The sequence below is a fragment of the Pedobacter boryungensis genome (assembly GCF_013204825.1).
Classification (GTDB): Bacteria; Bacteroidota; Bacteroidia; order Sphingobacteriales; family Sphingobacteriaceae; genus Pedobacter; species Pedobacter boryungensis.
Genome location: NZ_JABMKV010000001.1, coordinates 1177251 through 1189351, shown reverse-complemented (window position 1 = coordinate 1189351; position 12101 = coordinate 1177251). Strand labels below are relative to the sequence as shown.

General features: G+C 39.4%; 16 protein-coding genes. 10 read left to right on the top strand and 6 right to left on the bottom strand.

Features of this window, described 5'->3' with window-relative positions:
* Nucleotides 1–59: 59 nt before the first annotated feature.
* A complete protein-coding gene (locus HQN85_RS05155; RefSeq protein WP_173269508.1) occupies nt 60–1346 on the top strand; it encodes a purple acid phosphatase family protein in 1287 nt (428 codons plus the stop codon).
* A gap of 802 nt (nt 1347–2148) precedes the next feature.
* On the opposite strand, the gene HQN85_RS05150 is transcribed toward HQN85_RS05155, so the two are convergent.
* Together HQN85_RS05150 and HQN85_RS05145 are read right to left on the bottom strand one after the other, a co-directional pair.
* Nucleotides 2149–2355, bottom strand: coding sequence for a hypothetical protein (locus HQN85_RS05150; protein WP_173269505.1), 207 nt, complete (start codon nt 2353–2355; stop codon nt 2149–2151).
* Nucleotides 2356–2517: 162 nt separating this feature from the next.
* Nucleotides 2518–3594: an FISUMP domain-containing protein gene (locus HQN85_RS05145; RefSeq protein ID WP_216847225.1), complete on the bottom strand. Its 1077-nt coding sequence runs from the start codon at nt 3592–3594 to the stop codon at nt 2518–2520.
* 288 nt (nt 3595–3882) lie between these two features.
* Between HQN85_RS05145 and HQN85_RS05140 the strand changes: the two genes are divergently transcribed.
* From HQN85_RS05140 to HQN85_RS05100, 9 genes are all read left to right on the top strand, one after another.
* Entirely contained in the window at nt 3883–4623 is a 741-nt protein-coding gene (locus tag HQN85_RS05140) for a helix-turn-helix domain-containing protein (RefSeq protein WP_173269500.1), read from the top strand.
* A gap of 57 nt (nt 4624–4680) precedes the next feature.
* Nucleotides 4681–5292 carry a DUF6624 domain-containing protein gene (locus HQN85_RS05135; protein WP_173269497.1) on the top strand — a complete coding sequence of 204 codons (612 nt, stop codon included), beginning with the start codon at nt 4681–4683 and terminating at the stop codon, nt 5290–5292.
* Between the two features lie 206 nt (nt 5293–5498).
* Entirely contained in the window at nt 5499–6359 is an 861-nt protein-coding gene (locus HQN85_RS05130; RefSeq protein ID WP_173269494.1) for an STAS domain-containing protein, read from the top strand.
* Nucleotides 6360–6368: 9 nt separating this feature from the next.
* The gene (locus HQN85_RS05125) at nt 6369–6779 is read left to right on the top strand and encodes an STAS domain-containing protein (RefSeq protein WP_173269492.1); all 411 of its coding nucleotides are present in this window, start codon (nt 6369–6371) and stop codon (nt 6777–6779) included.
* A complete protein-coding gene (locus tag HQN85_RS05120) occupies nt 6760–7173 on the top strand; it encodes an anti-sigma regulatory factor (RefSeq protein ID WP_173269489.1) in 414 nt (137 codons plus the stop codon). Before HQN85_RS05125 ends, HQN85_RS05120 begins: the two co-directional genes overlap by 20 nt.
* Nucleotides 7166–8176, top strand: a complete 1011-nt coding sequence (locus HQN85_RS05115) for a serine/threonine protein kinase (RefSeq protein ID WP_173269486.1) — start codon at nt 7166–7168, stop codon at nt 8174–8176. Before HQN85_RS05120 ends, HQN85_RS05115 begins: the two co-directional genes overlap by 8 nt.
* On the top strand, nt 8173–9369 hold the full coding sequence (locus tag HQN85_RS05110) for an ATP-binding protein (protein WP_173269483.1): 1197 nt from the start codon (nt 8173–8175) through the stop codon (nt 9367–9369). The genes HQN85_RS05115 and HQN85_RS05110 overlap by 4 nt, the downstream gene beginning before the upstream one ends.
* Nucleotides 9370–9519: 150 nt before the next feature.
* Nucleotides 9520–9750, top strand: coding sequence for a hypothetical protein (locus HQN85_RS05105; protein WP_173269480.1), 231 nt, complete (start codon nt 9520–9522; stop codon nt 9748–9750).
* A 12-nt stretch (nt 9751–9762) separates the two neighbouring features.
* Nucleotides 9763–10218: an NUDIX domain-containing protein gene (locus HQN85_RS05100; protein ID WP_173269478.1), complete on the top strand. Its 456-nt coding sequence runs from the start codon at nt 9763–9765 to the stop codon at nt 10216–10218.
* On the opposite strand, the gene HQN85_RS05095 is transcribed toward HQN85_RS05100, so the two are convergent.
* From HQN85_RS05095 to HQN85_RS05080, 4 genes are all read right to left on the bottom strand, one after another.
* Nucleotides 10215–10643, bottom strand: a complete 429-nt coding sequence (locus HQN85_RS05095; RefSeq protein WP_173269475.1) for a DUF1810 domain-containing protein — start codon at nt 10641–10643, stop codon at nt 10215–10217. The genes HQN85_RS05100 and HQN85_RS05095 overlap by 4 nt on opposite strands.
* A gap of 5 nt (nt 10644–10648) precedes the next feature.
* Entirely contained in the window at nt 10649–11110 is a 462-nt protein-coding gene (locus HQN85_RS05090; RefSeq protein WP_216847224.1) for an XRE family transcriptional regulator, read from the bottom strand.
* Between the two features lie 126 nt (nt 11111–11236).
* The gene (locus HQN85_RS05085; protein WP_173269472.1) at nt 11237–11791 is read right to left on the bottom strand and encodes an arylesterase; all 555 of its coding nucleotides are present in this window, start codon (nt 11789–11791) and stop codon (nt 11237–11239) included.
* Between the two features lie 14 nt (nt 11792–11805).
* Nucleotides 11806–12084, bottom strand: coding sequence for a hypothetical protein (locus HQN85_RS05080; protein WP_173269469.1), 279 nt, complete (start codon nt 12082–12084; stop codon nt 11806–11808).
* Nucleotides 12085–12101: the final 17 nt, after the last annotated feature.

Below are 12101 nucleotides of genomic sequence, written 5' to 3'. Positions count from 1 at the left end.
CTAAAAATTGTGTATATCTTTAAAGCAGACCATACACATCCGAATCATCCTTAAAAAAAATGAAAAAACTGACTTTGCTATTCGTGGGGCTCATCGCTTCGCTAGGTTTAAATCCGGTGCTGGCCCAAACTACTGCATTTACGGTCATTGCCAATCCAGGAGCAAATGCGTCGAGCGAAATCAGGCTCAATTGGCACACTAGTCTCGGTAGCGGAGATTCGTATATTACCTTTACCAAGAAATCAGATAAAAATTGGAAAAAAGCGACCATCCTTAAAGCTGATCAGGCCCTATGTACCGTGTTCGATAGCATTTATTCTAAAAAGGCAAATGGAGATAGTTTTTATGAAGATGCCAGGTTTTTGCGCAATACCATCGCCCTGCAGGGACTAACACCAAACACTATATATCAATACAAGCTTTCTTCAGCAACATCACCAGCTAAGGAAACCGACGAAATTCACGAGTTCAACACTGCTCCAAAATCTGGAAAATGGCAAATGGGTGTCATTTCCGATATGCATGTATACGCTCCACTGCCCGACAGGCAAAAAGCGGCCATGAAAATGATCCAGCAGTTGGAAACACAAAATAAAAAGCCTCTCAATATGATGCTCCACGTGGGAGACATCGCTGCATGGGGCGGAAGTTATTCGTTTTGGCCAGCCTTATATGCTGATTCTACTTTCCGTAAATACGTATGGGCGGGGGTAAACGGCAATCACGATAACATGACCCGACAAAATGCGCAAAGCAACCAATTTTTCCGCAACGTGAACAGCTATCCGCTTAACGGATATGCTGGAGAAATAGGTGTATCCTATCATTTTACCTACGGAGGTGCATTGTTCATTATGCTTAACAATGAAGCTATGAGAAGCGAAGAAGGCCTGACAAAGGCGCAGAATTGGACAAAGGAAGTGATTAAAAACAATCCAGCAACATACATCATCGTTATGGAGCATTACCAATGGTTTAATGGAGAAGATGGTAAGAGTGCGCAATACAATAGATGGAAGGAGCTGTTCGACGAATATGGGGTTGATCTTGCCATTAGCGGCAACAACCACATTTATGTACGTACCAATGCCGTGTACGCCGAAAAAGAAACGGATGGCACCAAAGGAACGGTGTACATTCAAACGCCTTCATCAGATAACGAAAGAGGGGTGTCATCTGGCGAACAGCGCTACAACAACGATCTCATTAAATTTCGTTGGACTGAAGGGAGCAAAACGGTTGGAGCCATACTCATGAAAGCTGATAAAAAGCAGTTAAGCCTTACGCTCTTCGATCGAAAAGGACAAGCAATCGATCAAGTTGCAGTGAAGGCAAAAAGAAAATAAATGTGAGTTAGGGTGATTGATCATCTTTTTTTTAGTGGTAATTGGGGCTAAGCGCATTATGATACTCAGTCATGCTGAGTATATGACGGTGTACTGAGATAGATCCTTCGGCTACGCTCAGGATGACGAAATGGAGGTTCAGTATGACGATCGAGGTAGGATACTATCGGATTATAATGCCCAGTCAAGCTGGGCATGACGTGTGACAATAGATCCTTCGGCTACGCTCAGGATGACGATACATGGAAGGACGGCCTCAGTGGAGAGACGTTAAGAAACCGTTTATCAAAAGAGATATTTTTTGATAATAAGCTCCATCTCTCCGCTAAAAAACAATAAATAGGATGAGATGAAATCAAGGAGTGTAGCGTTAGAACAAAAAGCTGTTTGAGCGAAGCGAGTTCTTTTTGTTTAGCGGAACGATTGGATTTTTAGTCGAGCCAGTGCAGCCTTGATTGTTTGTTTCTTTATCATCAAGGATAAAGAAATAGGGGTTTCGGCGCCTATGAGCCGAGGCAAGGTGGTGCGGAGGGTTGCCAAGTTCAAAGATCCTTCGACTGCGCTCAGGATGACGAGATGGGGGTGCAAGATAGGTGTTGGGTTGAAGATTACTGCATTACGATGCCCAGTCAAGCTGAGCATGACGGTTTAACGAGAGTTCTTCGCTTCGCTCAGAATGACAAAAAACTCAATAAAAAACTAAAACCGATCTGACTAAGATAATGTTATCAATATAACATTATATAACCTTGACAATCATGTTAGTTAAAACTATTATCATCAACCTTGTGGTTCTCGGCATTTATTGTACCTTAATCACCACTGGTTCTGAAGCTGCGAACAAAGGCTTTAACATTGCAATTGGAGCTGGAGTTTGCATGGCATTGCATGTAGGTTTAAATATTATAATAGGCTTGATCTTTCTAATAATAGGCAAGAAGGAGTTAGCTAAATCATTGCTTATCAGTGGAGGAATTCTTGCTCCAGTTGGGTTTTGTACTTGGCTCATATTGCTGAGCATCTACGGATAATATGCTAAGAAGTAGTTTTTTGAATTTAAAGCAGGAGCCATCACTAGACTGATTTTAAGCTATGAAACACAAACTGGGAATCTTCATGACTCCCAGTTATATAATTGCTCGCTTTATTAGAAATTGATTGAATAAAGATTTTAGTCTTTCACGAGTCTTACTGCGCAACCAGTCGTCTTGCTATAGTCGGTTACACGAGGTTCTGAGTATTTGTTAAAGTCAAGGTAGTAAGCGAAGCTATCGCCGCTTGACTTAGTTGTACTCGACCACCAGTAGCTTAACCATATTCCATACTTAAATGATTGGCCGCCACCATACTCATCTCCTGATGCACTACCATTTGTAAGTAGGTTAAGGCCAGATGAGTTATCGCCATTGCCATGGGCAAAATTATACGAATCCTTTATGTCCCAACCTTTAGTGCCACGCATTTTCTTACCGGCTACTTTTTCGCCACCTAAAGTATTAATAAGTGTTAAAAATTCATTACTACTAGGTATATGCCAACCTGCAGGAGCTAGTCCACGTCGGTCGGTTACTGCATAGAAGTTGTACAACTTTCCATATTTCTTTTCATTGCTGCTATCGAAATTTAGGTAACAATAAGCTGGAATTTTTTCTCTGCTTACCTTTTCCCATTCTTTTTGGTTAGCTGCATAATATATTTGCTCACCATTTCTATAAGTGCTTACGTTTAGATTGGTGCTTGTCCACACTTGATTGCCAATTTTTACTGGACCAGTGATTTCCGGAGATGCATTATATATTTCTTTTAACGGAGCAGTTTGTGCTGAATTGCAACTCCACACAAAATTAGTGGGTTGTACACCACCACTTCTTTTTAAACATTCTCTGGTCGCAATTGCATCTGCTTCTTCTTTTGTTTTTCCAATGCCCCAGCCAAATGCAGTACCTACATTACCATTTATGGTGCGGTACGAGGCACAACCTGTACCCGAATAAGTGAGTACAATGCTACAAGAACCACCGCGTTTATTGCATTCGGCAACAGCTCTTTTTTCTGCCTCTGCCAAGTTAGGCTGATCGAATGAAAAACCATAGTAAAAACCATTTGAGCGGTCTACGGCTAAAGCTCCATATTTGGTGCTAACTTGAGCAGCTGGTTTAGTTGCTGGCTTTTTAACCTGGGCAAATAATGTGGTAAAATGGATCGATTGCACAAGGAGTGCCATTAAGAGTAGTTTACTTATTTTCATGTCCTGACGATTTGTTACTCACAAATTTACTAGTCGGCCTAATAGCCATCAATACCAATTATTAGGTATATTTTATCGGATAATAGAAGAGAGATATGAATGGTGACATTTCCTGATGTTGTAGCATAATAAGATGATCAAATCGATAAAGATTTGAGTAAATGGAATTTCAAATAGTATATATTTGTAAACTACTTCCAAACGGCCATGCAAATTAAGCAATTCCCAGTCCGAAACCCGCTCTTGCATAAGTATATTGATTATTACTATATATTAACTACCAATAATATGGATGCCGGAGCAAAATACATCGCTTATCCATCTATTAATACTCCTTTGGCGTTTTTTAATCAATGTAAAGTTGAAATTGGCAAAGAACTTACGATTGTGGAAAAAGAACCTGGAATGGGAATAACATCGGTATTGGCTGGTAATTTTATAAAACCAGTGCATATCTCTATTGGTAGCGGTATTACAGAGTTTTCCATTGTATTTAAACCAATTGGCATCAATTGTTTGTACAGTGAAAATATTGGCAAGCTGCTTGGCAATGGCCTAATGGAAGTGAATAATTTTGACTTTCTAAAAGGAACTGTCGCCAAAATCTTATCAGGTGAATTTGCCTTTGAAGAGTTGGAGGAATTGATACTTGAACACTTTGAGTGCACAATAGAACTAGAGAAACTCGAACAAATCATTAAATTGTTGTGCATGAGTGAAGTCATTTCATTTCAAGAAATTTCTGACCGTTTAAGAATTCCATATAAGGCAATCTACAGATCTTTTATTAGGCATTTGGGCATTAGTCCCATACAGTTTAAAAAAATTAGAAGGTTTAGTATGGCCATCAAAAAAGGAGTTAATCCTGCATATGAAAGCAGGATGTCGAGCATTGCACTTGAAAGCGGCTATTTCGACCAAGCCCATTATATCAATGAGTTTAAAAAGATGACAAAGCTTACTCCAAGAAGTTTTAAGCTAGGTGTGTGGACGGATGAGAACAGAAGGATAGTTTGGAAACTTGAATAGCTGTCCGATTTTTCCAATTTACCGATTGGAAACATGTTTAGTTTTGAAAGAAAAATCATGAAAAAAATCATTATCCTAGGTTTTATAGTGTTACAGGGAGTAACCGCCCTTGCTCAAGATAAGGTTAAAGCCTTACAAAAAAAGATTGATAGCTTGTTGACCATAGATCAGCTTGTTCAGCAAGAAATGATCAAAAGCAATAAGAATGGCGCTTCAACAGTGCAAATGGACAGTTTGGAGCATGTCAAAATGGAAACCTTTAATAGGCATATACCTATCTTAAAGCAAATCATTGCCAAGTATGGATTGCCCACATATAGTTTGGTGGGGGTAAAAAGTTCAGATAACTTCATAGTTATGGTAAACCACAGCGTTACTGACACTAAATTCCAAGAAAGGGTAATCAGTTTAGCTCAAAAGGAAATGAAAAAAAGGAATATTTCTGGACAACAGATTGCATTATTGACTGATAAGATGCTCATTTCCTCGGGGAGAAAACAGATTTACGGAACTCAGTGTGGATATGATAAGGATGGGAATGCATTTGCTAGAGACCTTCAAGATCCAGCAAACGTAGATGAAAAAAGAAAACTTGCAGGATTGACAACATTAAAAGAATATCTTTCTTTTATGACTGATCTTCACAAACAGATGAACAAAAAGAACTAACTACTTTTGGTACAAGTATTTGGTCTATGTGTAAATGAGATGTCAAGGCAGTGCAAAATAGCGCTTTTCGCTTTAAACACAAAAGGAGTAGGCACTAACTTCATAAATATTTCAAAATTCAAAAGTTATTTTTTACCTTTCTTCCAATTAATATAACTTGCCATTTTGGATTTTATAGTTTAACACTTACTCTGTATCCTTCAACCATGACACTAAATACGCATACATTGCTACAAAAAAAGAAAAAAACCATCCTTGAGCTTTGGATGAAAAACCAGCTCGCTGATGAAGGACTTCGTGAAGATTTAATCAGTAACGAAGAACTCAGAAGCCAATCTGAAGAATTGATCACCGCATTGGTTGGGAATCTTTCAGGTGATAACTTTTCAAACCTTGAGTCTGATGAATGGAGTCCGGTAATTGAAATCCTAGGTGGAATTGCTATTACTCGAGCTCGTCAAGGCTTTAGTCCTCGTGAAACTGGAAATTTTGTGTTTTCGCTTAAGGATGCAATTCTTGACGTGCTTCAACAGGAGATTACCAATGACCCTGCCACCTTATTTGTGGAGAGTCAAAAGGTAAATAAACTGATGGATAGTTTAAGTGTAGTTACTTTCGAAACTTTTATTAAAGGTCGGGAAGAAGTAATCTTACGCCAAACTGATGAAATTACTGAAATTTCTACCCCAGTCATCCGTGTGTGGGAAGGGATACTTGCATTGCCTATTATAGGTACACTTGACAGTGCCCGTACACAGATTGTGATGGAAAATTTATTACAAGAAATTGTGGAAACAGGATCGAGCATTGCCATATTGGATATTTCTGGGGTACCTGCAGTTGATTCTTTGGTTGCACAACACCTGATTAAAACAGTTAGTGCTACCAGATTAATGGGTGCAGAATGTATCATTAGTGGTATCCGTCCGGAGATTGCACAAACGGTAGTACATTTAGGAATTGATCTTTCCAACATCATTACTAAAGCAACATTAGCGAGTGCGCTTGCTTATTCGTTTAAGGTAATGCGACTTGAAGTGAAAAAAGTGACAGTAACAAAACTCTAATATAATAAAATGGATAAAATTCCTATTCTAAGGATGGGGGCTTTCCTCTTGGTGACCATACAGGTTGATTTGTATGACCGTTTGGCGCTAAATCTGGAAGCTGATCTAGTACAAATGGTTAATAAGACAAATGCCAAGGGTGTTTTGATAGATATTTCTGCTGTTTCAATTGTTGATTCCTTCATGGGGCGAATTATTGGAAACATTGCAAGCATGTCTAAAATTTTGGATGCAGAAACTGTAGTTGTGGGTATGCAACCTGCAGTAGCGATTACATTAATTGAATTGGGACTTCCACTTAAGGGTGTACACACTGCTCTTGATATGGAAAAAGGTATGAACCTACTGAGATCTATGATCGACGTTGACGATGAAAACGAAGATTTAGAATCAGAAGAAAATGATTTTATCACTGAGTAAAGATACCGTTCAGGTACTTAAGGAAACCGACGTAGTTTTTTTGAGGAATCGCGTAAAGGAAGTTGCTGTAAAGATTAAAATGGGATTGGTGAACCAGACCCGTTTACTTACAGCTGCAAGTGAACTTGTGCGTAACATGATGCGTTATGCCAATGGCGGAGTATGTATGATCGAAGTAGTTTCCAGTGGACGAATGAATGGGGTTAGACTTACTTTTTCGGATAGTGGCCCAGGTATTCCAGATATAGCAGCCGCTATGCGAGATGGCTTTTCTACAGGAAGGAGCCTTGGACTTGGTCTTCCAGGAACCAAAAGATTGGTAAATGAATTTGATATCAAAAGTAAAGTAGGAGAAGGTACAGTGGTTACAATTTTAAAGTGGGCTAATGGTTGATGCAACACATATCAGCTTTACCGCCGATGACAGAAGTTACTTCTCGTTAATCAAAAAAGAGATTCACCGCAAAGCGGTTGAAGTGGGGATGGATGCAGAACGAATCCATAAACTTGATTTGATTGTAGCAGAAATGACTTCTAATCTTTTCAAATTTAGTGATGATGGTGAGCTACTTCTAGGTGTATTTTCTAATGGAGGGGCTCCATATATAGAACTGATTAGTATTGATAATGGTCCTGGAATGTCTAATCCAACGCGTATGGTACAAGATGGTGTATCAACTAGTAATACGCTAGGTCATGGACTAGGAAGTATGAAACGACTTTCCGACACCTTCGAACTTTACTCACAAGTAGGCTGGGGAACTATCGTACTTTCAAGAATCTATAGTCAATCGGAAAAGCCTAGTCCAAAAAACTCCGTACAGATTCATCCTATTGTAGTTCATAAACCGGGAGAAAAAGTAAGTGGTGATGGTTTTGTTTTCAAGAAGACGGATAAATATCTCAAAATGATGCTAGCCGATGGGCTTGGTCATGGTCCTGAAGCAAATTTCGCCGTCAATGAAGCTGCCACCGCTTTTAAAGTGTTTCCTGATTATAGTCCAGCAGAAACCATTCGCTTTATCCATACTGCCATCAAAAAAACTAGAGGTGCAGTAATCAATATAGTAGGATATGATTACCAAAGGCGTTTGTGGACATCGGTAGGAGTTGGCAACATTGCTGCACGTTTGTACGGGCCAGTTCAATTTAAGAACCATATGTCGTATAATGGTATTGTGGGCCATAACATTCCAAATACGCTCAATGAGCAAAGTTATTTAGCAGATGAATTTAATCAGGTGATGCTCTGTTCTGATGGAATCAAAACAAGGATTGAACTCTCTAAATATCCAATGATGTATAAATATGATTTGACAATTCTTGCAGCAGCCATCTACAAGGACCATGCCCGCAGGAACGACGATATGTCGGTAGTAATGGCAAAGATAAAATGATCAAACTAGTCTCAATCACATTAGAGAATGAAATGGATCTTGTGCTTGCGCACAAGCGCTCTATGATCGTAGCTGAAAAACTTGGCCTTACACTTTCTACCCAAACTACCTTCGCTACAGCAGTATCAGAAATCGCTCGGACGATTATTGAACATACGGATCAGGGAATACTCGAAATTGGACTCGAGCAACAGAAAGCTCGTTACAGCTTATTTGCTCATGTAGCATTCGATAAGGAGATTCATTTTACCAATGATGACTCTGGATTTTACTATGCACAAAAACTTGTACCAGAGTTTAACATGGCATTGGTTGGTGAACACAATCTGATACAGATGAAGATTGGATTGCCGCGATCACTTAAGCTTGATCCTACGAGGATTGCTGCATTAAAGGTTTATTTTTTAAATGAACAACCATTAAATGCTTATGAGGAGATTAAGCAACGTAATATATCTTTAAATAAACTTGCCGGTGAAAAAGAAGAAGAACTTCGTCAGTCAAAATTGATTGATGAAAAGAAAACGGAATTTATATCGGTAGCCAGTCATGAAATCAAAACACCAATGACGGTACTCAAGGCTTATACCCAAATGGCCAAAGCAACAAAGGAGCCCATTTCGGAAAGATTAAGATTAGTGCTAGAAAAGATAGATCTTCAATCAACTAAGCTAATGCAACTTGTGCAACAGCTAATGGATATCTCTAAAATTGAGAATGGCAATCTCCAATACAATCTAAAAAAAGTACAGCTGAATAAGTTTCTAGTGGCACAGCTTGCGGTAATGCAACAAATTTTACCTGATTATGAGCTTTTCTCAGAATTAGGCAGTGATGCAGAAGTGAATGTTGATGAATTGAGAATGGAGCAAGTATTTTCTAATCTATTGGGGAATGCGGCAAAATATTCTGACAAAGGAACCCATATTACTGTGAGTTCTAATCTTACTGAAGATGGAATGATTTGTATCAGTATTAAAGACCAAGGTAAGGGCATTTCTAAGAATAACTTGAAATCTATATTTGATAAATTTTTTAGGGCAGAAGATGTGCTAACCACACACGCAGGGTTGGGAATGGGACTTTTTATTACGTCGAAAATTATTACAGATCATGGTGGTAAGATTTGGGTGGAAAGTGAGATTGGTCAGGGATCGACCTTTTTCTTTACACTGCCATCTACTCACTCTTAAGCATAATGAGCAGCTTAAAAAGGCTCAAAGAACCCTATTAAATTACTCTTTTTTCCATTAAACTATTTTTCGGTAAATTTTTAATTTTGCTGCTCGTTTTTGCAAACAAACGAAGAAGGATAAAGGTTATAGTTTAAAATACCTATAATAATGGAAAATCAAGATACAACCAAAAGAGGGAATAGTTCAAAAACCGATCAAGGAGGTACAACTGTTCCCATTGCTACTCCACAAGATAAAAATCCTGCTATTAAAGAAGGTGATCCTGCACAGCAACGACCTGAATATGGCTCTAAAGGTGGTCCAAATACCTCAACCCGTGAAGACCAATTACCGACTTTGGATGAAAATACGGATGGAAAATCGCAAGGAAAAGAGTAATTCTTATTAAATATGAAGTTACTTAGCGCTGGCATTTTAGCTTATCGAAAGCACTCGGGCATCGTAGAATTTTTTCTAGTGCATCCTGGAGGACCTTTCTTTGCTAAAAAAGAGCTCGGGGTTTGGACTGTGCCAAAAGGATTGGTAGAGGGAGAGGACGAGCTGTTGGCCACAGCCAAGCGTGAGTTTTTAGAGGAAACAGGATTTGAGGTTCAGGGAAATTTTATTGATTTAGGCCATATCGTACAAAAGGGTGGCAAGAAGGTATATTGTTTTGGCGTGGAATTCGATCTTGATTCCTCAGCGATAAAAAGTAATACCTTTGAGATGCAGTGGCCACCTGGTTCAGGGAAAATATCATCTTTTCCTGAAATTGATCGGGGTGAGTGGTTAGATCTGAAAACCGCTAAAGAGAAAATCAATCCACAGCAAGCAGAGCTACTGGATAGGTTACTTCAATTACTTTAAACTGATTTGCCTAGTAAGCGTAGCGTTTTAGGATCTTTTTCTCCTTTAAAAAATTGATCTAGTACATCGTTGAAGACAGAATTTGGGCAGATCACGCTAAACAGAGTCATACTTGAGCGTAACTTTAGGTCGTCTGGGCTACCCATCAGTTCAGTCGCATTATCAGTACTAGATTGGAGCAAAGCTGTGGAAATTTCAATCAATCTTTGGCCAAGTATTGGGTGTGAAAGATAAGCTTCTGCCTGTTTAAGGCTTTTGATGCCATAACGAATGGCCATTTCACTGTGGCCCAGCCCTTCTAATTGAGGAAAGACGAACCACATCCAATGACTGGTCTTTTTGCCATTTTTAATTTCTCGGAGCGCTGTTGTGTAGGTATGCGCTTGGGCAGTAATGAAGTGGTCAAGATTGGCTTCCTGGGTCATTTTAATTATTTCAGGTAAAAGTAAAACATCGCTTTTACGATTTGGCTCATCGATCGTTTGCCTGTCACCCAGTCCGAGATACTTTCTCGATCCAGACCAGTATCAAATGCTATCTGTTTAATCCGTACTCCCTTTTGTTGCATTTTGCTTTCTAGCCAAGCGGTGGTTACCGTACTAGCTGGAGAGGGGGCAAAGGTCTGAGCATAAATGCGGAGCTTTGTTTTTGGAAGCAATTTTGAGAAAAGGTCTTTTGTTCTGGTAGATAAAGTAGTTTCGCTAGCATATCTGCCAGACTTAGTTTCTCCTTGAGTAACCTCAATTTCGATCCCTTCTTCATTTACCGAAAGGATGGTAAAATTCATATTGGAAGTTTCACTATGACGCCCTGCTGCTTTAACAAGTTTTTCGATTTCAGTGCTGCTCAGTAGCATGCTGAGCTTTTCGATACCTGGAATACTATTGATCATAATTTTCTTTATCTGTAATGCGACGGCTTGTTATACAATTGCATATGAATAACAATGGCTGGGTTTAATTGTTTAAGCGATATGTTGATCTACCTTAAACTGTTAAATTTGAGATACGACTGGAATTTAGAGCTGCGATTTCAGTAATGGCCAAACGTTTTGGGCAATGATCTTGTAACCAGCAGCATTTGGGTGGACTAGATCTGGCAAATTGAGCAAACGATTTCCGATTACCCCTTCGAGCAGGAAAGGCAGAAAGGTGAGCTCATATTTTTTTGCCAAATTTTTGTAGCTATCTCGATAGGCAGAAACTCGGTCGTGGGAAATCCAGGCTGGAAGTTCCATGCCAAGCAAAATGATCTTCGTATTGTGATCGTTTATCCTTATTTTTTGAATAATTGCCTCCATGTTAGCGTTCATGGATTGCGGTGTATATCCTCGAAGAATATCATTGGCGCCTATACCCAGTACGAAAATATCGAAATTTCTTTTTAATATACCAGGCAGTCGCTGCAAGGCAGTAGCCGAAGTATCGCCGCTAATACCAGCGTTGGTATAGGAGAACGCATGATCTTCTTCCACAGCTTTTTTCGCAAGCAGTGCTGGAAAGGATTCAGTAGAAGGTGATTTCAGGCCGTAGCCTGCCGTAAGGCTATCGCCGAAAAATAGGACATGTTTCATGGATAATACCTTTGCTATCTTTCCAAATGTTCAATGGCGATGTGTGCGGCATTATCGGCTCCAGTTAGACTTGTTATTCTCTGGTCCAGATCATCTGCCCAATCCATAATGGCCTCTTCTGGACTGTCTCCGCAACCATAAATTCCTACCTGCGGATCAGGTCCGAATACGCAGCAATAGGCGAAGCCATCTTTGTAAAGGTGTGGTTTAAGTTTCTGTGCTCTTTTTGGTACCCATTCTTGGTCGAAGTCAAATTCGATCTTTTCATAATTTTCAAAGTCCCTGTTGTTCATGTTGATGTAGCTAGGTT

Excerpts from the sequence above, each read along its gene's own strand:
- HQN85_RS05155 (WP_173269508.1), top strand. The coding sequence starts at position 60 with ATGAAAAAACTGACTTTGCTATTCGTGGGGCTCATCGCTTCGCTAGGT.
- HQN85_RS05150 (WP_173269505.1), bottom strand. The coding sequence starts at position 2,355 with ATGAGCCAAGTACAAAACCCAACTGGAGCAAGAATTCCTCCACTGATA.
- HQN85_RS05145 (WP_216847225.1), bottom strand. The coding sequence starts at position 3,594 with ATGAAAATAAGTAAACTACTCTTAATGGCACTCCTTGTGCAATCGATC.
- HQN85_RS05140 (WP_173269500.1), top strand. The coding sequence starts at position 3,883 with ATGGATGCCGGAGCAAAATACATCGCTTATCCATCTATTAATACTCCT.
- HQN85_RS05135 (WP_173269497.1), top strand. The coding sequence starts at position 4,681 with ATGAAAAAAATCATTATCCTAGGTTTTATAGTGTTACAGGGAGTAACC.
- HQN85_RS05130 (WP_173269494.1), top strand. The coding sequence starts at position 5,499 with ATGACACTAAATACGCATACATTGCTACAAAAAAAGAAAAAAACCATC.
- HQN85_RS05125 (WP_173269492.1), top strand. The coding sequence starts at position 6,369 with ATGGATAAAATTCCTATTCTAAGGATGGGGGCTTTCCTCTTGGTGACC.
- HQN85_RS05120 (WP_173269489.1), top strand. The coding sequence starts at position 6,760 with ATGATTTTATCACTGAGTAAAGATACCGTTCAGGTACTTAAGGAAACC.
- HQN85_RS05115 (WP_173269486.1), top strand. The coding sequence starts at position 7,166 with ATGGTTGATGCAACACATATCAGCTTTACCGCCGATGACAGAAGTTAC.
- HQN85_RS05110 (WP_173269483.1), top strand. The coding sequence starts at position 8,173 with ATGATCAAACTAGTCTCAATCACATTAGAGAATGAAATGGATCTTGTG.
- HQN85_RS05105 (WP_173269480.1), top strand. The coding sequence starts at position 9,520 with ATGGAAAATCAAGATACAACCAAAAGAGGGAATAGTTCAAAAACCGAT.
- HQN85_RS05100 (WP_173269478.1), top strand. The coding sequence starts at position 9,763 with ATGAAGTTACTTAGCGCTGGCATTTTAGCTTATCGAAAGCACTCGGGC.
- HQN85_RS05095 (WP_173269475.1), bottom strand. The coding sequence starts at position 10,643 with ATGACCCAGGAAGCCAATCTTGACCACTTCATTACTGCCCAAGCGCAT.
- HQN85_RS05090 (WP_216847224.1), bottom strand. The coding sequence starts at position 11,110 with ATGATCAATAGTATTCCAGGTATCGAAAAGCTCAGCATGCTACTGAGC.
- HQN85_RS05085 (WP_173269472.1), bottom strand. The coding sequence starts at position 11,791 with ATGAAACATGTCCTATTTTTCGGCGATAGCCTTACGGCAGGCTACGGC.
- HQN85_RS05080 (WP_173269469.1), bottom strand. The coding sequence starts at position 12,084 with ATGAACAACAGGGACTTTGAAAATTATGAAAAGATCGAATTTGACTTC.